Below are 24075 nucleotides of genomic sequence, written 5' to 3'. Positions count from 1 at the left end.
GACAAGCCGGCTCGACACGAAGACGATACTTACTTGATCGCCAGCAGCTCGACGTCGAAAATCAGCGTGGCGTTGGGCGGAATGACACCGCCGGCGCCGCGCGCTCCATAGCCAAGTTGCGGTGGAATGATCAGCGTCCGCTTGCCGCCGACCTTCATGGTTGCAACGCCCTCGTCCCACCCGCCGATGACGTGCTGCATGCCGATGGGAAATTCGAAAGGCGAGCCGTGATCAACGGAGGAATCGAACTTCTTGCCTTTGACGCCTTCTTCGAAGAGCCATCCCGTGTAGTGCATGACACAGGTCTGGCCGGTCCTGGGGCTCGCGCCCGTGCCGATGGTCGTGTCGATGATTTTCAGGCCGGTCTCGGTCGTCATGGCTTTTCCCCGGAATGATCGCGTGCGGCTTCAGCGATACGAAACAATGGCGAGGAAGCCAACCCCGATCGCAGCGATCTGAAGTCCACCAGTTCTGCAGCGTTAAACGCCCAAGGGGGCGTCCTGACCAGCAACCTGCTTGTACAGCGCGCGCACCTCATCTGAGACGCGGTGCGTGTCTTCCTTCAGGTTGCGCGGTGTGATCGCGATAAAGGCGATTTCCCAGTTGTCCGGTTTTGGCATGCCTACTTTCGGCATGAAGGCATGCGGCGCCCCGGGCGCGTTGTGAAAATGGCTACCGCCGGCCACCGGCGTCACCACCGGCTTGCCATTTTCGTCGATGGAAAAGCCTTCCGCCTCGCCCACGACATACATGGGGAACTGATCGGTGCGGGTGGCGATATGTGTGTGAAGCTCGACTTTCGGCAGGAACACCGCCGCGACACCGCGGCCGTGCCGATTCTGGCCCAGACGCCACGGGCCGGGTCCGGTCAGATCCGGCGCAGCGGACAAGTGATATTCCTCGCGGGCCAGGATGGCACGCAAGGCGTCCTTCGGATTGAATTCGGGGCCGGCCGCGGCGCGGGCCTTGCTGAAATCCGCGTAAACAGACTTCACCCACTGAAGCTCGTCATCGGCCAGTTCGTGGTCGAGAATCGGGAGAGCCGCGGCGTCGGGCATAGAAGGCTCCTCATCCTTACAACTTTGACTTTCTTTTAGTCCTGGATGCCTCAGATCGTCAGCGATTTCTGCCGTTCGTTGCGATGAGGTCTGTGTCCCGACACCTTGGGCGCCCACACCCTTCAGCGTCCTCAACGAGGACCGGAGACTATTTGCTTGGGCAGATAATGGCGGAGGGGATGGGAAGCTCCGCCCGACCTACCTACAGCATCGAATGCCGTTGAAATAAGGAGCCGATTGACTCATAGCTGTGTGGAAGACCTGTGTGGAAGGCTCCATGTACCTCGTCAAACGGCACGACACTTGGTGGGCACTGCACGACGTGCCGAAGAAGGCCCAGCACCTCCTAGGCCGCCGCCTAACACGCTCTCTGCAAACAGGCGATCATGCCCAGGCGAAGCGCCTAGCGGACCTCCTATGGCTCCACGATTGGGACAGGCGGATAAAGAACGCCCTCAAGGCCGCTCATGGTGGCAACGACGCTGAGGCCGCCCTTTTCCGCGAAATGATCCAGCACGCCCAGACCGAAGAAGAGCGCGAGCTGCTAATCGACCACGTCGCCGGGCTCGCCGACGATCGCCGCTATCGGGCCAAGACACAGGCGGACGTACAGGCGGCCGAGCGCTTCGCCGGGGCGGCCCTAGGCACCCTAACGCCGACTGCAGAGCATCTTGAGGAGTGGCTAGCGGGCATTGAGGACATCGAGAAGACCAAGGCAATGAAGCGGTCGACGATCCTCGACCTAGCCAAGGCCCTGCCCTACGCCCAGGAAATCGACGCCAAGGCCGCCCAGGGGTGGGTAACGGGCATCGTCAAAAAGGACGGGCTGTCCGCCAAGACTGTCGGCCGCATCCTCTCGTCTATTCGGGGCTACTGGAAACATCTGCAATCCCTGTCGCTCGTCACCGGCACCCCCTTCTCTGGCCTCACGATGCCCCCCACCGCGAAGCGCGGTACAAGCTGGAAGCCCTTCACCCCTGCCCAGGTGGTCGACCTAGTGAAGCGAGCGAACGCGGCGTCCGACCCCGAACTGGCCGACCTAATCACTCTCGATATGTGGACCGGGGCGCGCATTGAGGAAATGTGCAGCCTCAAGGTGGAACACGTCGACCTCAAGGGGAAGTCGTTCAACGTAGTGGACTCCAAGACCGAGGCCGGCGTCCGTGAGGTGCCCATCCATGAGAAGCTGTTGCCGACGCTCCGCCGTCTGATAGCCAAGCGAACCACCGGCTACGTGTTGGCCGACCTCACCCCCAACAAGTACGGCGACCGCTCCAACGCTGTCGGGAAGCGCTTTGGGCGCTTGAAGACGGCAGCCGGCTTTGGGCCTGCCCATGTCTTCCACTCCATCCGTAAGTGCGTATCGACGCAGCTTGAGAATGCCTTGGTTCCCGAGGGGATCACCGCAGACATCATCGGGCATGAGAAGCCGAACATTACCTACGGCCTCTATAGCGGGGGTGCATCGCTTGAAGTGAAGCGGACGGCGTTGGCGAACTTGCGATACCCGCAATCTCAGTAATCCAAGATGCCGGCCCTACCGGGAGTTGATAATGCCATCCCCTTGGTCTCTTATGTCTGGATTGTTAAGTTCCGGGGGAAGGCGATGCTCTAAACGGCATCGCAAGAAAAAATGCAGCTTATCTCTTTCCAAGGCCGCAAGGTAAACGGGTATCTAGATTTCAATGTAAGCTTTAACAAGCGGCTGACCTTTCTTGTCGGACTCAATGGCTCGGGAAAAACAACAGTTGTTAGGTCCGTCCACGCCTTGATCGACCCTCGGCTGGCGATCCTCGCATCGACAGCTCACGAATCGATGATGTTGACCGTTCAGGTTAATTCCGATCGGATTACCATTTCATCGAACGTTAAGGATAAGGCGACGACGTTAACTGTCTCCGATGTTTCCGAACCCTTAACCATCCTCCCATTCGTTCTTCCCGCCGGTGAGCCCTCTTTTCGCTCTGGCGAGTTTGAGGCCAAATATTTCGAGGAGCTGAGTGTCAAGCATGCTAGCCACCCCGTGGTCCAACGGCTCGCCGCGTTAGCAACGCCGATGTATCTAGGGCTAGAACGTCGAGCTGATCTTGATCGTCTCTCCGATACATGGACACCATATCAGCGCTCGTTCAGAGGACCAAATCGATCCCCGCGAAGGGTGTTTAGCGCCTCAATGATGGAGAGCCTTAGTCAAGCGGAAGCTCTCGCCATCTGGCAGCTCCAAAACGCTCTGCAGGCGGAAAACCAAGCGGCAGACGAACTACGACAGAAATTCATAGGTGCCGCCTTCCAGTTTATCGATTCCAGTCCGGGGAATTGGGCCTCCAAGTTCCCTTCTAAAAAGCAGAGAAAGGCAATCGCTGCGCGGCGTGAGGGAATTCACACAACGCTTTCGGCGTTGAAGAGCGGAGGCGCCGAGATCACCAAAGCCGTCGACTCATACTTCAAGCGGCTTAACGATATCTTTGAGCATTTGCCGACTGTCGGCTCAGTCCAGACGGTGATGAAAAGGTCTGATCTAAAACTCTCCCAACGAAAAGCGGTTAATGAATGGATGTTCAACAAATGGCAGTACGATAGGATTCTCACTACGATCGCAGCCATCGACAAATTCATCTCTCAGCGCCGAGAGGCGTATGCTTCGATCGACGCCTATCGCACTGCTGTAAACGACTTTCTGGAAGAGACTGCCAAAGGAATTCTCGTCGATTCCCAAGGGCTCCGCGTCAAGCTTGAGAACAACGACGAAAGGCCAGTTAGCGCCCTATCTTCCGGCGAGCAGCAAATCGTAGTGCTGCTGACACACTTGGCTCTAAATCCCGCAGCAAAAGCGGCTGGGGTGTTGATCATCGACGAGCCAGAACTATCGCTCCATCTGTCGTGGCAGCAGAAATTTGCTGGCGCCATTCTTAAGACCGACCCAAACCTACAAGTAGTCCTCGCCACTCATTCTCCAACGATCATCTTGGATCGCGTGACCGACTGCGTGGAACTTTAGAAATGCTAGAATATCCTCGCCGCGCCGTTGCGGCCGTATCGTTGCTGATGAAGCGCTTCAACGATGTCGACGTTTATGTAGAAGACCGCCGCTACCTCGGCGTCTACACGGTCCTAGCGGCGAGAGCACTTGGTGACCGAGCCAAAGTCAGGATGGTAATTCCTCTTGGTGGCCGGGCGGCCGTACTGGATGCCTGCGGCAAAGCGGAGTGGCCCAAAGGGAAGAGACAGCTCTTTATTATCGATGGAGATTTCGATTTATTGCTTGGCAAGCCAGCTCCGCGACTCCGGGGACTGCATCGTCTAGATGCCTATTGTGTCGAAAACCTTCTGGTCGACTTGGCTGCGGTGAAGTCGGTTGCCCAGGACTTGAATGATTCTTTGTCTGCCTCGGATGTGGAGCAACGTCTCGATATTCATAATTGGATGACGCATATTATCGCGGAGCTACTTCCATTGTTCATCCTGTACGCGGTTGCCGAAGACAATCGCATCGGGCTCCAGACGAGTGGATTTCCCGTAGAAAAGCTCTGTAAGCAGATTCGTAAGTCTGCCGAGCTATGTCCCGTCAAGACCGCCGCGCGCGTCAAGGACTTTTCGAGGAAGCTCGAAGGAGCGATTGGCAAGCGGGCTCTTCGCCAACAGGTGATCCTAATTCAACAACGGATCGGTAAAATGGGCCTCGAATCGCGGCGCTACCTCTCAGGCAAATCTTACTTGTTGCCCTTGGTATTCCATCGGCTACGTGCCCTGTCCGGTTCGAGTTCTGACGCGGCGGCGTTGCGCAGCTTACTGGCGGAGCGTGTCAGCCTAAGCGCGAACAATAAACTTGTTAGCAGCTTCCGGAAGGCCGGCGCGGGCGCGCTGTAACAGGTAAGCCCTTGTTAGCTCATTGCTGCGGCCCAACGTGGGCGTCGAATATTTCTTAGGAAATTCCAAAGTGGTAAGCGCCCATAGCCGCCGCCGCGTTCCCCCCGTGCCACCCCTAGGGGCGTCTCGGTCGGCTTTGCCACGCCCACCGCGCCTTGCGTGCTGCCAGCGATGGCCCGAGGTGGTGCCACAGTGTCACGTCGCTGCCCGCCGATAGGTCACGCTTGCGAACCTCTCCTGTTGCGGAGCCTCTCCCAAACAACAATGTCATTTTGAATCTGCGCTATGCAGCAACCTTCGTTGCGCTCCCGGCATGCACGACTCATCTTCCCGTCCATCACTCGCGCGGGGCGAGTGGGATCAGCCCACGGGGAGCGACCATCATGACGATTGCAGCGGGAAAGATCGGCAAGTACGAGTTTCACTTCTACCGGGAAGCACCGTCCGGGAAAGGGAAGCCGCTCTTTGAGTACCAGTCGGACGCGTCCAACCTCTGGCTCTGGATCAAGAACTATGAGCTTGTCGTCAGCCGGCTCTAGGAGCGGCGTCGAGAGTAAGAGGATTGAAGAGCCCTGGAGCGATCTCCGGGGCTCTTCTCGTTTGTCAGTCCGCATACTGCCGGCAGGCGCGAGGGCTACCCTCAATGTCGCTGCCCGTGATCTTGCCGTCCTTCGTGAAGATGCGAAGGGTGCATGGCGCCGTTCCCGGCTCATAGCCCGTGGTCCAGATGTACGCGGTTTCATCCACGATCACGCGCTGACTTGTTGGGCGGCCGAACTTGGCTACCGCAGCCTGGATGGGCTGGCCCTTTAGGCCGTCCGTCGTCTTGATGATGGCGTCGTGCGGGGCGCATCCAGCGATCCCCAAAGCGATGATCAATGCCTTACGCATGTGCCCTCTCCCTAGTTGTGGCGGCACATGATTACACAGCCTGTCGGCCGCATGGCGACCTGAGTCAATCTGACTCACTCCCGCCCATCTAGCCGCCCCGTTACATCTTGCCTGACGTGGATAAGGCGATTTGTAACGAAGCGGGAGGCGAGGATGCGAGCAGACAAGTTCATAGGCTACGTGAGGGTAAGTACAGCGCGGCAGGGCCGTTCTGGCTTGGGTCTCGATGCCCAGCGTGAGGCCCTGCGGAGTTACCTAGCGAGTACAGGGGGCCGGCTCTTGGCTGAGTTCGTGGAGGTGGAGAGCGGCAAGCGGAACGACAGGCCGGAGCTGCAGCGCGCGATCCGGCGGGCTAAGGCAAGCGGCGCCCGGCTCCTGATCGCCAAGCTAGACCGCCTCTCCCGTAACGCCGCTTTTCTCCTCCAGCTCCGCGACAGCGGCGTCCGATTCGTCGCTGCCGATCTACCCACGGCCGACGAGACGGTGGTCGGGATCATGGCGGTCATCGCCCAGCGCGAAAGGGAATTAATCGGCCAGCGCACGCGAGAGGCCCTTGCCGTGGCCCGTAAGCGCCTCGCCAAGGAAGGCCGGCGACTGGGCAACCCTAACGGGGCCGCAGCGCTCCGAAGGGCCGCCAAGGGCAATTCTGCGGCTGTAGCCCGGCTCACAGCGAACGCCAACGGGCGAGCTGCGGCATTCCGAGACGCATTCGAGGATATCGATCCTACCGGCCGCCTGTCGCTCCGCGCCCTGGCTGAGGAGTTGAACCGCAGGGAGATTGAGGCCCCACGCGGAGGCGCATGGCATCCGGTGACGGTGGCGCGGGTTAGGACACGGCTTGTAAGCGTATCGGTCAGTTCCTAGCTAGGGGGCCGCTATGGCAACGCTCAAAGACATCCGAAAAGGCTTCGACGCGGGCCGCTCATCCAAGGCGGGGGCGCCGCTGATAATGCCCGCCTCTCGTACCGGGCAAGAACGACCGTCAGCTAGCGCGGATAGCGAGGCGACAGCCGAACGCAGCTACCTAGTTTACGGAAAGACCCTCGCACGTGCCGCCCCCGTCTTGCTCAACAAGAACAACCCCATCGCGTGCTTCGATACAGTAAGTGGCGTGCGCTTCCGAATTGTAGTTAGCGGATGCCCAGCGCTACCGGCCCGCATCCGACGCAAAAGGCCAATCCTTGAGGTTCGTGCCCTTGGGAAGAACTACGCTCTACGGCGGTGGGACGTGACTTGTGATGGCGAGCCGGTCCTGCCGATCCGCACTGACCAAGTGCGTATCCGTCTTCTCGACAAGTCAGTTGAAGTGTCGGTCGTAGTGGAACAGCGGCTGAGCGGCTCAAAGCTCAAGCGCCCGCCGTCGCGGTGGCGGGAGAGACGCATAGCGCGGCCCGTCCCTGGCCGGTATCAGCGCCCCAAAGCGGTCGCGTAGTGCTTCGAAATACCGGGAAAACTCTCGTGTTTTCAAGGCCGTAGGAAAAACACTCACCAGAGTGCTATCACGCGTACCCCATAAAGCTTTTCAAATTCGTTCGTATGCCCCGGCTCGGCTCACGCCGGGACGTGCTGGCGCGCGAGGTGTGGCCGGTAGAGCGCCGCTGGTTGCCTTTCGTCGGCTGGTGGCTCCTGGCCCGCCTTGCGCGCCTGATTTTTTCTCTCGCGTCACGTTCTTGCGTTTGGGCAGACCCCTCCGGCCCCGTTCGGCGCCACTGCCGATACGGTCGCTGCCCTCTTTTTCCCAACCTTCCTAACAGGAACAACCTATGACTAAGACCCCGTTCCAGTCGCGCCGTGTGGCGTTCGACCGGAGGGCTGATAGCCAACTCGCTTGGCTCCAGCGCACCGCGACCATCTTCGTTGGCGATCCGTCCCGCGCACCGTCCTACTCCCAACTCGTTCGCCGGGCGGTCGACCTCTACACAGAGCATATGTCCGGCATCATCGACGCTGCCCGGATGGATGACCGCTCCGAGCCGTATCCCTCTGACGTGAGTGCGGAGAGGCAAGCTCTCGCGGAACACGCCCGCCTTGTCGACGCCGCTCCTCCGGGCGCCCTGGTGGACCAGTCCGGCCGGCTGCTGAACTGGCAGGAAGCGATCTCGCGAAGCATCGACCTCGGATTGACCATCCCCAGTAGGAGCGCGGAGTAATGGCCGACAACACCGACGTCTACGTCCCTCTCGCGCCTGAGGAACAGCAAGCGGCCCTGAAGAAACTTTGGGACGCCATAGCGCTACGCCTGCTGGAGACCCTACAGGGTGACAAGCCGGCCCGTGCCAGCATGTTGGAGGTAGCGAGGAAGTTCTTGGCCGACAACGGCATCAACGCTGTATCGAGGCCGGATTTGAAGCGGGGCCTGGAAGCGCTGCGGGGCCTTCCCTTTGATGAAGACGGCAACCCACACTGAAGCTGGGACAGCCGACTAAACATCCTCACACCACGGAGACCCCATGCTCACTCAGAACCGCCAGCAGCGGCGCCGGCTCAAGCATGATCTTGAACGCGCGGGCTATGCCGTGCCGGTCAACGGCGTCTCCCATCAAGCGCTCACGAAGGAAGCCTTCGATAGTCTGTGTCAGACCTTGGCGGACAACGGCAACGTACTCAGCGACGACCACAAGGCAGCTCTATACGCCCTCTGTGGTCTCTTCACTGAGAGCGCCCAAGGTAAGCGCCCTGGACGCTGGGCCTTCTCACTGCCCACCGGCATGGGGAAGACATCGGCCGTTGTGGCGTGGTGTTCCTCCCTGGTGCGGCTCGGGCTCGATCACATATCGGTCGCGGCTTCCGCCAGCAAGATTGAGGCCCTGGTAGAACTGAAGCTTGCGATGATGGCGCGAGGCGTCAGCGAGGATCGTATCGGGCTCCTCTATGTCCCCAACGGGAACTCCTACGCGCTCCCACCGACCGCAGCCAATGACGACCGGCAGATAATGCTTGTGGCCCACAACCGAGTGCGGATGGCCGAAGGGCACGACCTGTTCATGAGCTACCGGCGGAAACGCCGGGACCTAATGATTTGGGATGAAAGCTTGCTGGCGAGCGATGCCCATGGCGTCAGCGTCCGGGAACTCAATGGCGCCATCGGATACCTAGAAGGCATCTGGCGCGGCACCGAAGACGACGGTACGCGGCTTGTTGATTGGCTCAAGAGCGCTCGCGATCAAATCGAAGGCGCCCTCTCCCGGAGCAACGACCACAAACCCGTCACGCTCACGTTACCAGAGCTGGACGATACGGCCCTAACCGCGCTCCGCGCCAAGCTTCCCAGGCAAACGGTAATGACACCCGTGGCCGATCTCCTGGAGTTCTCTAGGGAAGAGCTGCGGGCGTTACCGACCGGAGAGCATGGTGCCGTCTGGTATCAGGTGGCCGTGCCGCGAGAGATACAGAACATCATCATTCTCGACGCCAGCTATCCTATCCGCCGCCTCGTGCAGGCCGACACCACCATTCACGACGCGGAGAAGTATCTCGACCCGATCAAGCGGATTGGGAAACGACTGTCGCAGCTCAAGAGCTACAACGATGTCACCTTGCACCAGCTCTTTTCAGGAGGTGGCAGGGAGACGATGCAACGCGACTTCTCAGCGATGACCGAGCGGAAGGCCGTGCGGGAAGTTGTCGACGTCGTGAAGGTGCTTCCACCTGAGGAGGCTGCCCTAATCTTCGTCTTCAAGGATCGCCATGGGGAAGGGATCAACTACAAGTCCGCCATGCTTCGCGGCCTGACTGCGGCCGGGATAGACACAGGCGCCACGGTCCCCGCCGTGGTCGACGGTAAGCCCGTGCGGCTCCCGAGGATCAACGTTGCGACGTGGGGACAGGAGACCAGCCTCAACCGCTGGGCTCACTGTAGCAACGTGATCCTCTGTGGCGTCCTACAGCGCTCCTCACTCGACCTTGCAGCCTCTTATATCGGTCAATCGGACAACCTCCGGGAGGAAGTCTCGACCACCACCGTTAAGGAGCTGGCGCGGAGTGAGGTTGCCCATGGGATCTATCAGGCTCTCAGCCGTGGTAGCTGTAGGGTAATGCACGACGGGCAGGCCAAGCCGATGAAAGGATGGATCATCCATCGCGACAACGGCATCCAGCCCCTACTCAGCTCCGTAATGCCCGGCGTCCGCTGGGCACAGTGGGAAGCAAGGCACCTAGTCGACCCTGAAGGCCGACAGCCTGGAGTTACCGCCTCCACGACTGCCCGGATCGTCGAGTACCTGAAGGGTCTCCCCCAGTCCGTCGACCGGGTTTCGACACGCCAACTCAAGGCCGACGCAGGGCTCCGAGACATCCACAAGCAGACATTTACGGACGCTCTGGGCGCCGTCTCAGACCATGTTCCTTGGTTCCTGTCCAGTCGCTCCTTCCATAGAGCGTTCCCGGACGAGCCCCAAACTTAGGCACGTACTCCCTACTACTATAGGGACACCGTGCATAACGCCGCCCCCGGCACCTGAGCCCAACAGCGCGACCCCGAGGGGTCAACCTCGCGGACACCTCAGGCCGCCGGGGGTGGTCGAAGGAGTGACTGTAGAGTTGCCCTTCCTTACCACTTACCCGACCCCTCCGTAGGACACCTACAGGCTCCTTACCGGGGGTGGTCGACCGTGCGCGCCAGCGCATCCCCTCCAGTACCCCCAAAGACCACATGAACCAGCACAAACCCTGTGATGTGCGGGACTGCCATGCCAATCGCACCCGCTTCGGTCGGTTCTGTCACAAGCACAGACGCCGTCTCGCCCAGTACGGGCACCCCACCGCTCGCCCCTTGTCCCGCTCGGGAGAGGACGTAGCCGGGTGGTCACGCAGGATAGAGGCCCTACTGGCCGCCAACGCGGACCATCCGGGACTGTCCCGCGCCACGCTAGAACTACAGCACCACTTAGACGACGCTGCCCAGCGGGCGGCCAACGGCCATACCCTCTCCGGGGGGGCTCGCTCCGAGTGGGCACGATTGGCAGCCCACAACGTCACGCCCTTGATGATCCTGGCCCGAGTTGTCGCCGTGGTCGTCATCGAGCGGAACAACCCCCGCCTCTTCCCGGACCAGCGAGCATTCGAGTTCGCCATAGCCCGCGCCGTCTTCGGGCTGGCTCCCAACACTGGCACCCCAGGTGCCCGCGTCCTGCACGCGACCGGCAGGCAGATGTTGGAGAACTACGGGGACATGGTGGTCGCCACTGTAGTGGCACTCAAGGCCGCCGAAGACGACGCAAGGAAGCGGGCGGCCGACATGCAAGCGCCGCTCCGCATCCCTCCGACCATCCCCTAATCAACCCAAGAAAGGCAACACCACCCCATGAGCAACAATCACGGCATTCCCTCCTCTGCGCTCCCGCCTGGAGCAAGCCCGGACTACGTCGACCAGATGGTCGCCCGCGCCGAGCAAGGCGGGGCCACATTCGACAAGCCGGCACAGGCTGAGTTCTCCCCGCCGGCCGCTCCCGAGTTCCGTACCAAGTTCGGCTCAGCAAAGGCCGCCGCCGCTGCCACCGACAACGACCTACTGATCTACAAGAGCGGCGCCAAGGTCCTGGAGATCGAGGCATCCCAAGCCGTCGCTATGGGCCTGATCCGGCCGGCTGCCGGGGGCGGGTACGAAGCAATCTCGACGGTGGAACGGCAGATGGCCGAGAAAGCCCAGCGCGAGGAGTTGCAACAGGAACAGCAGCAGGCTTCAGCCGAGATCGAAGAGAAGCGGAAGACGGGCGATGAGCCGGATCAGGGACATCAAGCCACCGTCGACCGCCTGAACGCCATCGTGCCCGCGAAGATCACGAACGACTTTCTGGACGACTACCTCCAGTCAGGCAGCATCAGCCTCAAGCAGGTCCACGGCGCTGCCCGCGCCATCGGTATCGACGCAGAGGCAGCCGAAGGGCTCTCTATGAACGCCTATGAGGGCTACAGGCGTCAGGCAGACCTTGCGGTCAGTACGCAGGGTGTCCCGGCCCACGAGGCGGATGCGCTTTACGCTTGGGCGAGCCAGCACCATCCGGCCGATGCCCGCAACGCCGTGCGCGCCCTGGTCCTGGCATCCGACGCCCGCCCGCTGAAGGCCCTTGCCCTGAAGTACGCCGCCACCAAGCGCGGCGGTGACGCCTAACCCATCCCCGGAAGGAAGAACCAATATGCAAGTTACAAACCTCGCCCCGCTCACGGACGCGCAGAACAACGTCATTGAACCGGCGGGTATCCAAATCCTCTACTCCGAAGGCGGCTATCAGTGGTGCGAGACGCGCCGCCCGGTCGGGGACGGCAACGTCAAGCGCACGATCCGCAACGTCACGATGGGAACCGAAGTGATTTCGGTCGTCGCTGCCGACACTCTCCCGGCCGTCTAAAGGGCGCCTGATGTCCTCAATCACAACCCGGCCGGCGACTGACGATGACGTCGCCGACCTTGCGGGAAGGCTTCGCCAGCCGGACCTAGATGCCCTGTCCGCAGCCTTCCCTACCGTCGCCACTGCGGATGCCCTCAAGCTCGCTAAGGATCGCGGGGAGTGTCACCTCGCGTGCCTCGACGATAAGCCGGTTGCGCTCTTCGGCCTCACTACGTTGCCACTTAGGCCCGAGCGGGCCTTCCCGTGGTGGGCCGCATCCGCCGATGCCTTCCACAGTGAGGCCACCATTGCCGACTTGCTGCGCCTTTCGGTGCGATTGGTCGACCATTGGCAGCGGCAATACGCAGAGCTGGTTGCCATGAACGATCCGCGAAACACGATCTATGCCGACTGGCTGAAGTTCTTGGGCTTCGTCGAGATGGGCGACGCGCCGACCGCGAGTGGCATCCCCTTCACAACCTATTTCAGGGAGGCGCCTAGCGCGCCTTCCTCCTCTCCCCTTCACTCTGAGAACACCCAATGAACAATCTGAAAGACAGGCTCGCCGCAAAGCTGGACGAGAGCCGCGCCGAGCGCGTCATTTCCTCCCCCTCGCCGACCCCTAGCCCCGGCAATGACCCGGACTTGGAGGCGGCCCTCGCCCGTGTCGCCGCAGGTGAAATCTCCGCCGCGCGCCGCACCTCCAACGGAGCGCTCCTGATCACCCACAAGAGCGACCCGGCCAACTCCCCGGCCGCTCCTGAGGCTACGGTGGTCGCCTAGGATGTGCGTAGACCCTGCAACCGCGCTGGCGATCGGTAGCTTCACCATCGGCGCCGCTCAGTCCGTATCGAGCTACGCGGGTAAGGTGGCCGACGCCAATGCTGCCGCCCAGTATCAGGCACAAGAGCGCTACAACGCCGAAGTAGCCCGCAACAACACCTTCAATCAGCTCCAGCTCCGCGAACAGCAGGAGACGGATGCGGCCTCGCAAGCCCTCTTCGACAACTCAGTGCGTGCCGTTAAGGCGCGCGCTACGGCTGACACTGGCGCGGCCGAGGCTGGCGTACAGGGCAACAGCGTGGAGAGCGTCGCCCGAGGCTACTACACGGAGCAGGGGCGCATTGACAGTGCGACGGTGAAGAACCTTGACATGTCGGTACAGCAGCTCCGCGAGGAGCGTAAGCAGGCCGACGCTCAGTTCCGGTCCCGGTCCAATATGCCCACCGTCCGTGGCCCCAGCATGATCGACCTTGGTCTCGGCATCGGCGGCGCTGCCGTCGACGCATACGGCAAATACTCGCTTCGGAACAAGAAGCCCGGCGACCGCTAGTCACCCCCTAACGTCACCCTACAGCGCCCTCAGGCTCCCCGGCTTGGGGGCGCTTTCCATTTGGAGGATCAATGCAAAAGCTACCTGAGAAGGCCGACGATCTGATCGACGAACTGGACAAGGCATTCCCGCTCCGAAACTTCACCGTAGACACGCCCTACCACGTCACGCAGCGCGAGTACGGCGCCCGCGATGTAATCGACTACCTCCGCTCGATGCAGCGCGACCGCGCCGAACGTGCGGCCGAAGAGTTTGGCGGCAAGCGAGGCGGCGACGAGGCCGGACAGTGGGCGACGCGATGAACAGCGCCGCTCCCCAGGTCGTCCCAACAGACGCCCCAGCGACGCAGCACGCCACCATAGACGCCACAAGCCGCCGCCTTCGCCTCCCCGCCGATCCTGGCCGACGCCAGTTCATCGCCATCGCCGGCCAGTGGTTCGACCCTTCCGGCGACCCGGAGCCGAGCATGCTGGACATTGAGTGCCACGGCAGGCGCCATAGGCTAGGGACGTACATGGTCAAGGCGTCGACCGTGTTTGAGCTGCCCACGGGCACCCTAGGCGTGATCGTGACCCCGCTCTATGCATCCTCGGCAATGCGCCTCACCGTGAAGCTCGCGCCGATCCCGAAGGGCATCAGCCCGGCCGACCTAAAGCGGCTGCAGGACGAAGCGCGGTACGCCTCAGGCGAGCTGATCCGCAAACGGCGAGACGATGACTAGGAAGCCGAAGGCGGCGAAGGCGAGACCGAAGAAGCCGCTAGGTCCGCGTAAGGCTATCCAAGTGCTAGCCTTGCGTATGGCCGCCAAGATCATGGCGAGGCAGCGCGAGAGAGGCGACCCAGCTCCCGCAGGATCAACGGTGGTGTTCGACGACGTTACAGGATGGGCCGACGTGCCCCGCCAGACGTTGCCGAAGCGCGGGGGAAATCGGCGGTTTGTTTGACGCCTCGCTGCGTTTCAGAGCAGCTTAGTTGAGCCGTGCTGGCCCCGGCGGATTGCTCCTGTGGGGCCAGCACGCTTGCTTCAACCTGGTTTCCGGTTCGCCCGCTCGATGAACCCGGAGAGCTGGTTGGCGAGTTCCATGGTCGCCTGTCGGGTCGCCTTTCGGAGATCGGCAAGCTGAGCCTCAATGGCGGCTTTCTCGTCGGGGGTTGCGTTGGGCGGCGCTACTGGACCATCTGGAACAAAGTTGGGCACATCGCCCGCCGCCGTTTTCTTGAGAAGCGCCAACATTAGCGGATTTCGTTGGGCTTCCATTCCGGCGAGCACATGAACTATCGCCTCAAGTGCCCCGATCTTGGCGTAGGCATGCGCAAGCGCTTTGTATAAGCCTTCGATTTCTCTATCCATTCGGAACCTCCCTGGCCGCCAAGGCAAGTCGCAAGCTGGCACAGCCCCCACAGGATCGCGCCAAACAACGGTGATCCGATTACAATCCAGTCTTGTCCGGCATCGGAATACCACCTTGGCGGGCTTGAGCTTTTTCGTCTGTGATGCGCTTAATCTTGCTGGTACGAGCTGCGCGCGCCGCCCTTACTCCATACCAGTCATCAAACAGTTGCTCGATTAGCTCAAGCAACGTCGACGCTTCTTCTGGGTCAACATCAACAATTAGATTGATATCCTTCTCCATATGCGCCCCGATATTGCCCAAGGCGCGTACCGCATCGATGGACGACCAAGTATCCGCGTCGACTTTATCTCTAAGGGCATCAATCTCATCGATAAGCCGGTTCTTCTTGATGCCCCAGAAGTCCCGTATCATGCCCTGAAGACAGCGCCTCGCTAGCGTTGCGGATGCCTTGGGGCTTAAGCTACAAATCTTCGATGCTTCTTCGTAATCCTGATAAATTGGCGTGGGAATGTAGTCTGGCTGCGGCCGTGCACGGGAGGCTGGCAGCAAAGACCATTCAGTAAGCTTCTCTCCGTATTCGGTTGAGCGTGATATGGGGTTGTAGCTCGCTTGCCATAGTTCCCCTCGCAAACAGAGCTGCCTGCAATCTGGATTTGGGCACGACCAATGATGAATTTGAAACTCGGTACGCCCCAGACCGGAGGACAACAGAGTGTTTTCATTCCGTTGATAAACTCGATCGGACAAGACGGCGTGGTGCTGGCAATAAGGGCATTTCCAAGAATGCATCAATTTCCCCCCCCCCCATTACTCTATTCCAATCTACCTCAAACCCGGCCGCCTGAAGCTCTCTCGCGAGGCTCATCTTCCACCCTCCTCCAGCATCTAGCGATGTCCACACCACACCGAAGATGTCTGAAGGCAACTCAATATCCCCGCTCTTGAGCGCACATACCTTGCCGCGCCCCAGGCGACCAATGAAGTAGCCCAGCTCAAGGATCACATTCTGCCTGGCGCGAGGCTGCATAGGCCCCCCTGCTATTCCGCCCATGTCATCCGGAGTTAGCAGCACGACGGCGAAGCCAACCGCTGAGTGCTCCTCAAACTTCTCAATGATCGTGCGGCCCTGGTTTGCGAGAGCTTTCTCCCGCTGCTGGCGCAGCTCTCCCACCACGAGTGAAAAAGGCTTGTGACGGAGGTATAGCAACGCGCGGCCGAAGCGAGCGGCGGGCACGTAGCGTTTGTATTCCACTGAATGGTGCCCGAAAGTTTGCCCCAAGCCGTCCTCGATCGACGCTTGCAATGCAGCCACAACGGCACTTAACGAGGCCACGGCCGGCGTTAAGTTGTCGCCCGCGACCGCAGCTGGATCGAAAGCTTCCACCTCCATGATACGGCGCTGTAAGCGAGCAATTCCCCGCTTCAAGTCGTCCATTGATAGTTCAGGAGAGGCAGTCGATACGGGGCGCTGAGCCATTATCTTGGCAGGATGACCTAACTGCCTGTGGATAGATACCGAATGGCCTGTGTGGAAAGCCTGTGTGGAACACCCGGCTAAAATGCCCATTTTATTGGGCTATTAGATAATGGCGGAGGGGATGGGATTCGAACCCACGAATGGGGTTTACCCCCATTAACGGTTTAGCAAACCGCCGCCTTCGGCCACTCGGCCACCCCTCCGCAGCCCGTTTAAGACCCCGGCGACCATAACCACGACGGATGCCGGGCGGTTCTAGCGGCCGGCCCCGGCAGTGTCAAACGAGGCCGCAATTTCTTGAATATTTACAGTCTCTTGGCGTCCCGGCCTGAAGCGTGCGACGGTACGGCCATGACCTCTGCCTCGATCGACATGCTCCAGCGCCTGGTGGCGTTCGACACCACCTCGCGCAACTCCAACCTCGACCTGATCAAGTACATCCAGGGCTACCTGGACGAGTTCGGCGTCCGGAGCACGCTGGTCCCCAACGAGGAAGGCACCAAGGCCAACCTGTTCGCCTCGATCGGCCCCGAGGCCGAGGGCGGCATCGTCCTGTCGGGCCATACCGACGTCGTCCCGGTCGACGGCCAGCCCTGGGACACCGATCCCTGGACCCTGACCGAGAAGGCCGACGGCAATCTCTACGGCCGCGGTACCTGCGACATGAAGGGCTTCATCGCCGCCTGCCTCGCCCATGTGCCGGCGCTCCAGAAGGCGAAGCTCAAGGTGCCGATGCACTTCGCCTTCAGCTACGACGAGGAGATCGGCTGCCTGGGCGCCCACTCCCTGGCCGAGAAGCTGGTCGGCAACGTGCCCCGCCCGCAGGCCGTGATCGTGGGCGAGCCCACCATGATGGGCGTGGTCAACGCGCAGAATGCCGGCGGCGGCATCGTCGCCACCTTCACCGGCGTCGAGGCCCACTCCTCCATGACGCATCTCGGCGTCAGTGCGATCCATTTCGCCGGCGACTTCATCCACTGGCTGAACGAGCTGCAGGTCGAGCTCTCGGGGCGCAAGCGCACCGACATCGACACCGTGCCCGGCCACACCACGATCAACGTCGGCATCGTGACCGGCGGCACGGCGGGCAACATCCTCGCTCGCGAATGCACGCTGAACTGGGGCTATCGTACCCTGCCCGGGGATGATCCCTGGGAGGTTCAGCGCCGCGCCGAGGCCTATGTCGCCGAGTTGCTGCTGCCGAAGATGAAGGCCAAGCATCCCGACGCCGACATCAAGCTGAAGCGCCGTTCCTTCGTGCCCGGGCTGATGCCCCAGGAGAACGAGGAAGCCGCCAAGCTTGCTTTGCAATGGACCGGCGGCAACCGCACCTATGCCGTGCCCTACGGCACCGAGGCCGGCATCTTCCGCAGCCACGGCATCCCGACCGTCATCTGCGGCCCGGGCGATATCTCGCAGGCCCACCAGCCCAACGAGTTCGTCGCGAAGTCGCAGATGGATGCCTGCGACGCTTTCATCGGCAAGATGATCGGCTGGGCCGAGCGGCAGTAGCTCCTGCTCAGCCTTCCGTGCGGCGCGTCGTCTCGAACAGGAACCAGACGCGCTTCTCGGTCTCGTCGATCCAGTTCTCGATGAGGCTGGCCGTGGCGATGTCGTTGTGCTCGTCGCAGAGCTCATGGAGCGTGCGCATGTGGACGCAGAGCTGCTTGTTGTCCTCGCGCAGCTCCGCGAGCATGTCGAGCGGCGTCACGTAGTCGGCATCGTTGTCGAGCACGCGCTGCAGGCGGGAAATATGGCCGATCGAGCGCAGGGTCGTGCCGCCGAGCTTGCGCACGCGCTCCGCGATCACGTCGGTCATGCCGTCGATCTCGGTCGCCTGCTCGTCCAGCATCAGGTGATAGTCGCGGAAGTTCGGGCCCGACATGTGCCAGTGGAAGTTCTTGGTCTTCCAGTAGAGGGCGGCCACGTCGGCCAGCAGGATATTGAGTCCGCCGGTCAGGTCCCGGGTGGCGTTCTCGCCGAGATCCGTCGGGGTGGCAAGCGCGGCCGTCTTGCGCGCCTTCACGTCTTTGCTCATGGGCTGGCTCCTGGAAATGGTTTCCGCTGCAAATCTACCGTGCTTCCGACGGATCGTGAACTAGGGGCCGGCGCAGACCGGCTGTTCGACCCGGAAGACTTCGTGCTGACCAAAACGCTTCGTATAGGCGTCGACGATCGAGGCGACTTTCGGTTGATGCGCCGGTGCATCGAACACCACGATAACCACGAGCTTCGTGCGTTCGCTGCCGACGACACCGGCCGGATCGCGATGCTGGCCGCGCGCGTCGATCACCGTGAGGCCTGCGGGAAATTGCGGCGTCACCGTCCCGGCCAGGAAGGCCGCCCACTCCGCGTCACTGACCTCGCCGCCCGCAGGCTTGCCGCGGCCGAAATAGAGGTTCACTTCGACAGCCGGCTTGAGCGGCGCTGCACAAGCAGGCGCAGCCGTTTGCGGCGGTGCGGGCTGCGCGCAGGCGAAAAGCGCCGGGGAGAGCAATGCCATCCCCAGCGCCCGAAGCCAGAACCGACGCGGCATCCTAGTTCAGGTACGGAACGGCCATGCCCTTGGTGACGGCGGGACGGGCGTTCACGATGTCGTACCAGCGCTTCACGTTGGGGAAGTCGGCGAGGTTCACGGTGTGCCACTCGTGACGCGCCGCCCACGGGAAGATCGACATGTCGGCGATCGTGTAGTCCTCGCCCGCCACGAAGGCATTGCCGGCGAGTTGCTTGTCGAGCACGCCGTAGAGGCGCTTGGCCTCGTCGACATAGCGCTTGATGCCGTACTCGATCTTCGACGGCGCGGCGCGCAGGAAGTGGTGGGCCTGGCCGAGCATGGGGCCAAAGCCGCCCATCTGCCACATCAGCCACTGGATCGAATCGTAACGCTTGGCGCCGTCGGCCGGCAGGAACTTCTTCGTCTTGTCGGCCAGGTAGATCAGGATCGCGCCCGACTCGAAGAGGCTGTAGGGCTTGCCGCCCGGACCGTCCGGATCGAGGATCGCCGGGATACGATTGTTGGGGCTGAGACGCAGGAACTCGGGCTTGTGCTGCTCGCCCTTGGAAATGTCGATCTTGTGCACGCTGTAGGGCAGCCCGCATTCCTCGAGCATGATGGAAATCTTGCGGCCGTTCGGCGTGCCCCACGTATGAAGCTCGATCATCTCTTCGTTCCCCCGTTCATCGAAATCACAGAATGCCAGCCGGGCACTCAGGTCCAGCTGTCGTCGTCTCCCCCGCCGCTGTCATCGTCGAGCGACGCGGTGTCGTAATCGTCGGCACCCGCCTGATCGTCGGCAAAGGCCTGCTGCTGTTGCACTGTCGAATCGGGCGGCAGCAGCTCGGGCGGCGTCGAGTCCGTCGTCCCGCCAAACGCAGCTTGGCTCTGGCCGAACGGGCCCGGATTGCTGCCCATCAGGCCGCGAATGCCTTCGAACAGCAGCGCACCACCGGCCACACCGGCGGCCGTCATCATCGCGGTCCGCAGGAAGCTGCCGCCACCTCCCGCCTGCTGCTGCTGCGGCGGCGGCGCGACGGCGGCCTGCAAGGGCGAGCGCGTGGACGGAACCATCGAGGCTCCCGGCGCCGGAGCCGCAGATGTTTGAGGCACCGATGTGCGCGGCGCACCCCACGGGCCGATCTTCGGCGCGCTGCCGAGGAAATCGGCCTCCGGCGGCGGCGCGGCGGCGGCCTTCGCCTCCAGTTCGGCGATGCGCTCCTGCGCGGCCTTCAGCGCCTGCTCCTGCACCAACACGGTCTGCACAAGCAGATAGGCTGAAGCGGGTTGCTTCGACGCCCGGTCCCAGATGAACTGTTCGGCCTCACCGTCGCGCGGCTGGGCCTCGAACGGCTTCAGCCGGTCGAACAGACCCGAGATCAGATCGCGTTCCTGCTGTTGCATGACAAGCCTCCCGCCCGTTCATGTTGGCGCTCCGCCAACGTGGTTGTCCGTCGGCGGAGCGTCAAGGGCGGCTAGTTCACCATCGCCTGGTAAACAAGGTCACGCATCAGGAACCGGTAACGCAGGCGGGCCTGCGGCGACTGCATCATGAAAACGACATACAGGCGCTCACGCGGATCGTGCCAGAAATAGGTGCCGTAGGCGCCGCCCCAGAAATAGTCGTTGGGCGATCCCGGCAGCGGATTGACGCCCTGCACGTTGCGCACCGCGAAGCCCAGACCGAAGCCCAGCCCCATGCTGGCGCTGGGCTCCAGCGCCTCGAAGCGGAACATGTCGGCGCCCATCTTGATGTCGGGCGGCAGCGCGTCGGCCGTCATCAGGTCGATGGTTTTGCGCGACACCAGGCGCACACCGTCGAGCTGGCCGCCATTGGCGAACATCTGCAGGAAACGGGCATAGTCGGCCGCGGTAGACACCATGCCGCCGCCGCCGGAGCGCCAGGTGAACTTCTGGGTGATGTCGGGGATCGAGGGCATCTCGTTCTTCGGCCCCTCCTTCATCGGTCGGGCGCCACGCTCTTTCTTGTCGGCGCTGGCCTCGAAGGCGGTGTCACCCATCTTGAGCGGCTTGGTGATGCGCTCCTCGATGAACTTGTCGAGCGGCATGCCGGAGGCGACCTCGACGACTCGGCCCAGCACGTCGGTCGACATCGAATATTCCCAGGTCGTGCCCGGCTGGTAGAGCAGCGCGAGCTTGCCCAGCTTGTCGGCCATCTCGGCATTGGTCTGGTTGCGATCCGCGACCTTCATGTCGAGATACGACTGCTTCACCGGGTTGGCGCCGATCGCGCCGTAGGTCAGACCCGACGTATGGCGCATCAGGTCGTGCACGGTCATCGGCCGGTATTGCGGTTCCAGCACCACCTCGACAGTGCCGTCATCTTTCTTCTTCTGAACGGCGACCTTGGTATCGGCGAAAGCCGGAATATAGGTCGACACACGATCGGCGAGCGTGAGCTTGCCTTCCTCCATCAGCATCATCGCGGCCAGGGTCACGATCGGCTTGGTCATCGAGGCGATGCGGAAGATCGTGTCGTTGGTCATCGCGACCTTGGCGTCCTTGTCGCGGAAGCCGTAGGACTCGAACATCACGATCTTGCCGTTACGGGCGATCAGCACGACCGCGCCGGGTAGCTCGTTGTTCTTCACGCCTCGTTGAGGCGATCGCTGAGACGCTTCAGCCTGGTCGATAGAAACCCTACCTCCTCTGGGGATTGCACCTTTGGAATTCCCTGCGCACCGGCAGGCCAAGCCAACACAACACCAAGCGCCGCCGCGGCGGCTACACGCATTACCGACATTTTGCAGTCTTCCTCCCAAACTTTGGTCCATCAAAGCAATTGACCGGCGACCAGCGCAAGCTTAACGAGTGCATATCGACGGTCCTCCTTAACCGGGGGCTAACAGGGAATGCCGTGCCGCTCCCTCATTAGGAGCCAATCGGCAGCTGTACCCGCAGCTGTAAGCGGTGAGCGAGAGCCCATATGTCACTGGATTTCGGTCCGGGAAGACGGGCAGGAGCCGAGACCCGCGAGCCAGAAGACCTGCCGGCGATAGCGTCGCTCTTCCGATGGACGGGATGATCCAACGGGACGGTCAACCGAGCGGTGACGCGCTTAGTGCGAACCGTTTGGGAGATCGTCCGATGACGTCGATCCGTGGAATCCTGCCTGCGCTTCTTTCGAATGCGACGCCGGCCAGTGGTACAGCCGGCCGGATGCAACGCTATGCGTCGACCTTGCAATCCAGTCCGGATCGCTGGGTTGCCGTTCCGACGCCAACCCACAACGTCTCCCTGCCCTTCCGCCGCGGCGGCTTCGCCAGCCTGAGCGAAGCGCTGGACTATGCGGCGCGCGGCGAGACCGGCTTCAACTTCTTCGATGCGCGGGGCCAGCTCCTGGCCAGCCTGCCCTACCGGCAGCTACGCCTCGAGGCGCAGGCTTTCGCCCGCCGCCTGATCGGCGCCGGCATCGAGCCCGGCGAACGGCTGGTCCTGATCGCAGACACCTGGCCGGGCTTCTGCGTCGCCTTCTTCGGCGCCCAATATGCCGGCATCGTGCCGGTGCCCGTCCCCGTGCCGGTCGGCCTCGGCGCCAAGGCGCATTACATCTTCCAACTCCGCAAGCAGATCACCGCCTCGCAGGCCGTGGGCGTCCTGGCCCCCGACGAACTGGCCGAATTCGCCCGGAGTGCCGCCGAAGGCACGACTGCGCGCTTTGCCGGCGGAATGTCGATCTTCACGGCGCTCCCTGAATCCGAGGTCGAACTGCGGCCGCTCGGCGCCGGCATGGCCTGTTACGTCCAGTTCTCCTCCGGCAGCACGCGCGCGCCTCTGGGCGTCGACATCCGCCAGGACCAGCTGATGGCGAACATCGACGGGTCGATCGCCGCACAGCGGCTCGACGCGGACGATTCCGGCGTGAGCTGGCTGCCGCTCTATCACGATATGGGCCTGATCGGGTTCATCCTGGCGCCGATGTGCGCGCAACGCAGCGTCGACCTGCTGGCGCCGCGTGACTTTGCCCGCCGGCCCATGCAGTGGCTGTCGCTGATCTCGCGCCGCCGCGCAACCATCACCTTCAGTCCGAGCTTCGGCTACGATCTCCTCGCGCGGCGCGCGCAAACTGTGCCAATCGGCGAGCTCGACCTGTCGAGCGTGCGCCTGGCCGGCGTCGGCGCCGACATGATCCAGGTGCCGGTGCTGCAGCGCTTCGCCGAGGCGTTCAAGGCGACGGGCTTCGACGAGCGCGCGTTCATGCCGAGTTACGGCATGGCCGAGGTTTGCGTCGGCCTGAGCTTCGGCACGCCGTTCGGCGGCGTCAAAGTCGACAGCTTCATCGATCCGCAGTCGGGCCGGCCGCGCGACTTCGTCGTGTGCGGCAAGGTGATGGGCGGGCACAGTGTCGAGATCCGCGACGAGCATGGCACGCCGCTGGGCGAGCGCCACGTCGGCCGCCTGTTCGTGCAGGGCCCCAGCGTCATGCCGGGCTACTTCCAGAAGGACGACGAGAGCGCGCGCGTGCTCCGCGACGGCTGGCTCGACACCGGCGATCTCGGCTACTGGCACAAGGGCGAGCTGGTGATCACCGGCCGCGCCAAGGACCTGATCATCGTGAACGGCCGCAACATCTGGCCGCAGGACATCGAATGGGCCGTCGAGGCGCTGCCGCAGGTCGGCCGCGGCGACGTCTGCGCCTTCTCGATCGAGGGCGACGCGGCCGAGGCAATCGTCGTCATCGTCGAGGCCTATCCCAGCGAGCCCGCGGAACGCGAGGCGCTGCTCGGCGACATCAAGCAGGCCGTGAAGGAGGCCGTCGGCGTCGACAGCCAGGTGGTGCTGATCAAGCGCCAGCCCGGCCTGCCCCGTACCTCCTCCGGCAAGCTCAGCCGCACGCACGCCAGGTCAAAGTTCGCCGCCGGCGACTACTCGACCTGAGATCCGGACTCAATTGAGCCAGTAAGCGTAGGTGAGCCAGTAAGCGTAGGTAGCGGCGACGAAGACGCTGGAGAGAAGGTTTCCAGCGAGTTTGTCGTATCTGGTGGCGATTCGTCGGAAGTCCTTTAACCTGAACGCACAAAAGCCGTCCTCTTTCGAGAACGGCTTTTGTAAGCTTGGTTGCGGGGGCAGGATTTGAACCTACGACCTTCAGGTTATGAGCCTGACGAGCTACCGGGCTGCTCCACCCCGCGTCAAATCCAGCGCGTGCAGTAATCGTCGTATCGGACTGTAGTGCCTTGCGTTCGGAAGATCCGGCAGCGACCTACTCTCCCGTGCCTTGAGACACAGTACCATTGGCGCTGAGAGTTT

28 protein-coding genes, 2 tRNA genes, 1 pseudogene and 1 riboswitch are annotated in these 24075 nt (G+C 62.2%); of the genes and pseudogenes, 18 read left to right on the top strand and 13 right to left on the bottom strand.

Going from position 1 to position 24075, the window contains the following annotated elements; all coding sequences use genetic code 11:
- Positions 1 to 29 precede the first annotated feature (29 nt).
- Both AC1ROX_RS06810 and AC1ROX_RS06805 read right to left on the bottom strand, forming a co-directional pair.
- Positions 30 to 386, bottom strand: a pseudogene (locus AC1ROX_RS06810) (FKBP-type peptidyl-prolyl cis-trans isomerase); the annotation flags it as partial.
- Positions 387 to 479: 93 nt separating this feature from the next.
- The gene (locus AC1ROX_RS06805) at positions 480 to 1058 is read right to left on the bottom strand and encodes a hypothetical protein (protein WP_493123734.1); all 579 of its coding nucleotides are present in this window, start codon (positions 1056 to 1058) and stop codon (positions 480 to 482) included.
- Between the two features lie 277 nt (positions 1059 to 1335).
- Here AC1ROX_RS06805 and AC1ROX_RS06800 point away from each other — a divergent pair, with 277 nt between their 5' ends.
- The 4 genes from AC1ROX_RS06800 (at position 1336) to AC1ROX_RS06785 (ending at position 5464) form a co-directional block, all read left to right on the top strand.
- Complete coding sequence (locus tag AC1ROX_RS06800; protein WP_493123731.1) at positions 1336 to 2580, top strand: tyrosine-type recombinase/integrase; 1245 nt, start codon at positions 1336 to 1338, stop codon at positions 2578 to 2580.
- 111 nt (positions 2581 to 2691) lie between these two features.
- Complete coding sequence (locus AC1ROX_RS06795) at positions 2692 to 4056, top strand: AAA family ATPase (RefSeq protein WP_493123729.1); 1365 nt, start codon at positions 2692 to 2694, stop codon at positions 4054 to 4056.
- Between the two features lie 47 nt (positions 4057 to 4103).
- On the top strand, positions 4104 to 4925 hold the full coding sequence (locus tag AC1ROX_RS06790; RefSeq protein WP_493123727.1) for a DUF4435 domain-containing protein: 822 nt from the start codon (positions 4104 to 4106) through the stop codon (positions 4923 to 4925).
- Positions 4926 to 5308: 383 nt separating this feature from the next.
- The gene (locus AC1ROX_RS06785) at positions 5309 to 5464 is read left to right on the top strand and encodes a hypothetical protein (RefSeq protein WP_493123725.1); all 156 of its coding nucleotides are present in this window, start codon (positions 5309 to 5311) and stop codon (positions 5462 to 5464) included.
- 64 nt (positions 5465 to 5528) lie between these two features.
- Here AC1ROX_RS06785 and AC1ROX_RS06780 read toward each other — a convergent pair whose 3' ends face one another.
- Positions 5529 to 5816, bottom strand: a complete 288-nt coding sequence (locus AC1ROX_RS06780) for a hypothetical protein (RefSeq protein ID WP_493123723.1) — start codon at positions 5814 to 5816, stop codon at positions 5529 to 5531.
- Positions 5817 to 5969: 153 nt separating this feature from the next.
- On the opposite strand from AC1ROX_RS06780, the gene AC1ROX_RS06775 reads away from it, so the two are divergent.
- From AC1ROX_RS06775 to AC1ROX_RS06720, 12 genes are all read left to right on the top strand, one after another.
- Positions 5970 to 6680: a recombinase family protein gene (locus tag AC1ROX_RS06775; protein WP_493123721.1), complete on the top strand. Its 711-nt coding sequence runs from the start codon at positions 5970 to 5972 to the stop codon at positions 6678 to 6680.
- Positions 6681 to 7579: 899 nt separating this feature from the next.
- Positions 7580 to 7966 (top strand): hypothetical protein, encoded by a 387-nt coding sequence (locus tag AC1ROX_RS06770; protein WP_493123719.1) that lies wholly within the window; start codon positions 7580 to 7582, stop codon positions 7964 to 7966.
- Complete coding sequence (locus tag AC1ROX_RS06765; protein WP_493123717.1) at positions 7966 to 8223, top strand: hypothetical protein; 258 nt, start codon at positions 7966 to 7968, stop codon at positions 8221 to 8223. Before AC1ROX_RS06770 ends, AC1ROX_RS06765 begins: the two co-directional genes overlap by 1 nt.
- 43 nt (positions 8224 to 8266) lie before the next feature.
- Complete coding sequence (locus AC1ROX_RS06760) at positions 8267 to 10219, top strand: hypothetical protein (RefSeq protein WP_493123715.1); 1953 nt, start codon at positions 8267 to 8269, stop codon at positions 10217 to 10219.
- A gap of 554 nt (positions 10220 to 10773) precedes the next feature.
- On the top strand, positions 10774 to 11091 hold the full coding sequence (locus AC1ROX_RS06755) for a hypothetical protein (protein WP_493123713.1): 318 nt from the start codon (positions 10774 to 10776) through the stop codon (positions 11089 to 11091).
- Positions 11092 to 11118: 27 nt separating this feature from the next.
- Positions 11119 to 11925 (top strand): hypothetical protein, encoded by an 807-nt coding sequence (locus AC1ROX_RS06750; protein ID WP_493123711.1) that lies wholly within the window; start codon positions 11119 to 11121, stop codon positions 11923 to 11925.
- Positions 11926 to 11950: 25 nt separating this feature from the next.
- The gene (locus AC1ROX_RS06745; RefSeq protein WP_493123709.1) at positions 11951 to 12163 is read left to right on the top strand and encodes a hypothetical protein; all 213 of its coding nucleotides are present in this window, start codon (positions 11951 to 11953) and stop codon (positions 12161 to 12163) included.
- 10 nt (positions 12164 to 12173) lie between these two features.
- The gene (locus tag AC1ROX_RS06740) at positions 12174 to 12686 is read left to right on the top strand and encodes a hypothetical protein (RefSeq protein ID WP_493123707.1); all 513 of its coding nucleotides are present in this window, start codon (positions 12174 to 12176) and stop codon (positions 12684 to 12686) included.
- Positions 12683 to 12925: a hypothetical protein gene (locus AC1ROX_RS06735; protein WP_493123705.1), complete on the top strand. Its 243-nt coding sequence runs from the start codon at positions 12683 to 12685 to the stop codon at positions 12923 to 12925. Before AC1ROX_RS06740 ends, AC1ROX_RS06735 begins: the two co-directional genes overlap by 4 nt.
- Before the next feature lies 1 nt (position 12926).
- A complete protein-coding gene (locus AC1ROX_RS06730) occupies positions 12927 to 13475 on the top strand; it encodes a virion core protein, T7 gp14 family (RefSeq protein ID WP_493123703.1) in 549 nt (182 codons plus the stop codon).
- 71 nt (positions 13476 to 13546) lie between these two features.
- Complete coding sequence (locus tag AC1ROX_RS06725; protein WP_493123701.1) at positions 13547 to 13777, top strand: hypothetical protein; 231 nt, start codon at positions 13547 to 13549, stop codon at positions 13775 to 13777.
- A complete protein-coding gene (locus AC1ROX_RS06720) occupies positions 13762 to 14196 on the top strand; it encodes a hypothetical protein (RefSeq protein WP_493123699.1) in 435 nt (144 codons plus the stop codon). The genes AC1ROX_RS06725 and AC1ROX_RS06720 overlap by 16 nt, the downstream gene beginning before the upstream one ends.
- A 303-nt stretch (positions 14197 to 14499) precedes the next feature.
- Here AC1ROX_RS06720 and AC1ROX_RS06715 read toward each other — a convergent pair whose 3' ends face one another.
- The 4 genes from AC1ROX_RS06715 to AC1ROX_RS06700 form a co-directional block, all read right to left on the bottom strand.
- Positions 14500 to 14826 (bottom strand): hypothetical protein, encoded by a 327-nt coding sequence (locus tag AC1ROX_RS06715; RefSeq protein ID WP_493123697.1) that lies wholly within the window; start codon positions 14824 to 14826, stop codon positions 14500 to 14502.
- Between the two features lie 79 nt (positions 14827 to 14905).
- Complete coding sequence (locus AC1ROX_RS06710; protein ID WP_493123695.1) at positions 14906 to 15619, bottom strand: DUF4145 domain-containing protein; 714 nt, start codon at positions 15617 to 15619, stop codon at positions 14906 to 14908.
- Positions 15549 to 16265: a TIR domain-containing protein gene (locus tag AC1ROX_RS06705; RefSeq protein ID WP_493123691.1), complete on the bottom strand. Its 717-nt coding sequence runs from the start codon at positions 16263 to 16265 to the stop codon at positions 15549 to 15551. Before AC1ROX_RS06705 ends, AC1ROX_RS06710 begins: the two co-directional genes overlap by 71 nt.
- Positions 16266 to 16417: 152 nt before the next feature.
- Positions 16418 to 16510: transfer RNA gene (locus AC1ROX_RS06700), tRNA-Ser, on the bottom strand.
- A gap of 148 nt (positions 16511 to 16658) precedes the next feature.
- Between AC1ROX_RS06700 and argE the strand changes: the two genes are divergently transcribed.
- Positions 16659 to 17819 carry an acetylornithine deacetylase gene (gene argE, locus AC1ROX_RS06695; RefSeq protein WP_493123689.1) on the top strand — a complete coding sequence of 387 codons (1161 nt, stop codon included), beginning with the start codon at positions 16659 to 16661 and terminating at the stop codon, positions 17817 to 17819.
- Positions 17820 to 17826: 7 nt separating this feature from the next.
- On the opposite strand, the gene AC1ROX_RS06690 is transcribed toward argE, so the two are convergent.
- The 5 genes from AC1ROX_RS06690 to AC1ROX_RS06670 form a co-directional block, all read right to left on the bottom strand.
- The gene (locus AC1ROX_RS06690) at positions 17827 to 18345 is read right to left on the bottom strand and encodes a Dps family protein (protein WP_493123687.1); all 519 of its coding nucleotides are present in this window, start codon (positions 18343 to 18345) and stop codon (positions 17827 to 17829) included.
- A 60-nt stretch (positions 18346 to 18405) separates the two neighbouring features.
- Entirely contained in the window at positions 18406 to 18810 is a 405-nt protein-coding gene (locus tag AC1ROX_RS06685) for a DUF3574 domain-containing protein (RefSeq protein ID WP_493123685.1), read from the bottom strand.
- A gap of 34 nt (positions 18811 to 18844) precedes the next feature.
- On the bottom strand, positions 18845 to 19471 hold the full coding sequence (locus AC1ROX_RS06680; RefSeq protein WP_493123683.1) for a glutathione S-transferase family protein: 627 nt from the start codon (positions 19469 to 19471) through the stop codon (positions 18845 to 18847).
- A gap of 47 nt (positions 19472 to 19518) precedes the next feature.
- Positions 19519 to 20208: a DUF2076 domain-containing protein gene (locus AC1ROX_RS06675; RefSeq protein WP_493123681.1), complete on the bottom strand. Its 690-nt coding sequence runs from the start codon at positions 20206 to 20208 to the stop codon at positions 19519 to 19521.
- A gap of 71 nt (positions 20209 to 20279) precedes the next feature.
- Complete coding sequence (locus AC1ROX_RS06670; RefSeq protein ID WP_493123679.1) at positions 20280 to 21416, bottom strand: serine hydrolase domain-containing protein; 1137 nt, start codon at positions 21414 to 21416, stop codon at positions 20280 to 20282.
- A gap of 214 nt (positions 21417 to 21630) precedes the next feature.
- A riboswitch (cobalamin riboswitch) is annotated at positions 21631 to 21833 on the top strand.
- 79 nt (positions 21834 to 21912) lie between these two features.
- Between AC1ROX_RS06670 and AC1ROX_RS06665 the strand changes: the two genes are divergently transcribed.
- Positions 21913 to 23703 carry a fatty acyl-AMP ligase gene (locus tag AC1ROX_RS06665; protein WP_493123677.1) on the top strand — a complete coding sequence of 597 codons (1791 nt, stop codon included), beginning with the start codon at positions 21913 to 21915 and terminating at the stop codon, positions 23701 to 23703.
- A gap of 177 nt (positions 23704 to 23880) precedes the next feature.
- Here the strand turns inward: AC1ROX_RS06665 and AC1ROX_RS06660 are convergent.
- Positions 23881 to 23957, bottom strand: a tRNA-Met gene (locus tag AC1ROX_RS06660).
- Positions 23958 to 24075 lie beyond the last annotated feature (118 nt).

This window comes from Reyranella sp. GW821-FHT14A01 (assembly GCF_058803965.1).
Note: the sequence above shows the minus strand (reverse complement) of the source record. Positions and strands in the feature narration are given on the sequence as shown.

What these genes read in the sequence shown, in the direction of transcription:
- AC1ROX_RS06805 (WP_493123734.1), bottom strand. Translation starts at nt 1,058, where the DNA reads ATGCCCGACGCCGCGGCTCTCCCGATTCTCGACCACGAACTGGCCGAT.
- AC1ROX_RS06800 (WP_493123731.1), top strand. Translation starts at nt 1,336, where the DNA reads ATGTACCTCGTCAAACGGCACGACACTTGGTGGGCACTGCACGACGTG.
- AC1ROX_RS06795 (WP_493123729.1), top strand. Translation starts at nt 2,692, where the DNA reads ATGCAGCTTATCTCTTTCCAAGGCCGCAAGGTAAACGGGTATCTAGAT.
- AC1ROX_RS06790 (WP_493123727.1), top strand. Translation starts at nt 4,104, where the DNA reads ATGAAGCGCTTCAACGATGTCGACGTTTATGTAGAAGACCGCCGCTAC.
- AC1ROX_RS06785 (WP_493123725.1), top strand. Translation starts at nt 5,309, where the DNA reads ATGACGATTGCAGCGGGAAAGATCGGCAAGTACGAGTTTCACTTCTAC.
- AC1ROX_RS06780 (WP_493123723.1), bottom strand. Translation starts at nt 5,816, where the DNA reads ATGCGTAAGGCATTGATCATCGCTTTGGGGATCGCTGGATGCGCCCCG.
- AC1ROX_RS06775 (WP_493123721.1), top strand. Translation starts at nt 5,970, where the DNA reads ATGCGAGCAGACAAGTTCATAGGCTACGTGAGGGTAAGTACAGCGCGG.
- AC1ROX_RS06770 (WP_493123719.1), top strand. Translation starts at nt 7,580, where the DNA reads ATGACTAAGACCCCGTTCCAGTCGCGCCGTGTGGCGTTCGACCGGAGG.
- AC1ROX_RS06765 (WP_493123717.1), top strand. Translation starts at nt 7,966, where the DNA reads ATGGCCGACAACACCGACGTCTACGTCCCTCTCGCGCCTGAGGAACAG.
- AC1ROX_RS06760 (WP_493123715.1), top strand. Translation starts at nt 8,267, where the DNA reads ATGCTCACTCAGAACCGCCAGCAGCGGCGCCGGCTCAAGCATGATCTT.
- AC1ROX_RS06750 (WP_493123711.1), top strand. Translation starts at nt 11,119, where the DNA reads ATGAGCAACAATCACGGCATTCCCTCCTCTGCGCTCCCGCCTGGAGCA.
- AC1ROX_RS06745 (WP_493123709.1), top strand. Translation starts at nt 11,951, where the DNA reads ATGCAAGTTACAAACCTCGCCCCGCTCACGGACGCGCAGAACAACGTC.
- AC1ROX_RS06740 (WP_493123707.1), top strand. Translation starts at nt 12,174, where the DNA reads ATGTCCTCAATCACAACCCGGCCGGCGACTGACGATGACGTCGCCGAC.
- AC1ROX_RS06735 (WP_493123705.1), top strand. Translation starts at nt 12,683, where the DNA reads ATGAACAATCTGAAAGACAGGCTCGCCGCAAAGCTGGACGAGAGCCGC.
- AC1ROX_RS06730 (WP_493123703.1), top strand. Translation starts at nt 12,927, where the DNA reads ATGTGCGTAGACCCTGCAACCGCGCTGGCGATCGGTAGCTTCACCATC.
- AC1ROX_RS06725 (WP_493123701.1), top strand. Translation starts at nt 13,547, where the DNA reads ATGCAAAAGCTACCTGAGAAGGCCGACGATCTGATCGACGAACTGGAC.
- AC1ROX_RS06715 (WP_493123697.1), bottom strand. Translation starts at nt 14,826, where the DNA reads ATGGATAGAGAAATCGAAGGCTTATACAAAGCGCTTGCGCATGCCTAC.
- AC1ROX_RS06710 (WP_493123695.1), bottom strand. Translation starts at nt 15,619, where the DNA reads ATGCATTCTTGGAAATGCCCTTATTGCCAGCACCACGCCGTCTTGTCC.
- AC1ROX_RS06705 (WP_493123691.1), bottom strand. Translation starts at nt 16,265, where the DNA reads ATGGACGACTTGAAGCGGGGAATTGCTCGCTTACAGCGCCGTATCATG.
- argE (WP_493123689.1), top strand. Translation starts at nt 16,659, where the DNA reads ATGACCTCTGCCTCGATCGACATGCTCCAGCGCCTGGTGGCGTTCGAC.
- AC1ROX_RS06690 (WP_493123687.1), bottom strand. Translation starts at nt 18,345, where the DNA reads ATGAGCAAAGACGTGAAGGCGCGCAAGACGGCCGCGCTTGCCACCCCG.
- AC1ROX_RS06685 (WP_493123685.1), bottom strand. Translation starts at nt 18,810, where the DNA reads ATGGCATTGCTCTCCCCGGCGCTTTTCGCCTGCGCGCAGCCCGCACCG.
- AC1ROX_RS06680 (WP_493123683.1), bottom strand. Translation starts at nt 19,471, where the DNA reads ATGATCGAGCTTCATACGTGGGGCACGCCGAACGGCCGCAAGATTTCC.
- AC1ROX_RS06675 (WP_493123681.1), bottom strand. Translation starts at nt 20,208, where the DNA reads ATGCAACAGCAGGAACGCGATCTGATCTCGGGTCTGTTCGACCGGCTG.
- AC1ROX_RS06665 (WP_493123677.1), top strand. Translation starts at nt 21,913, where the DNA reads ATGACGTCGATCCGTGGAATCCTGCCTGCGCTTCTTTCGAATGCGACG.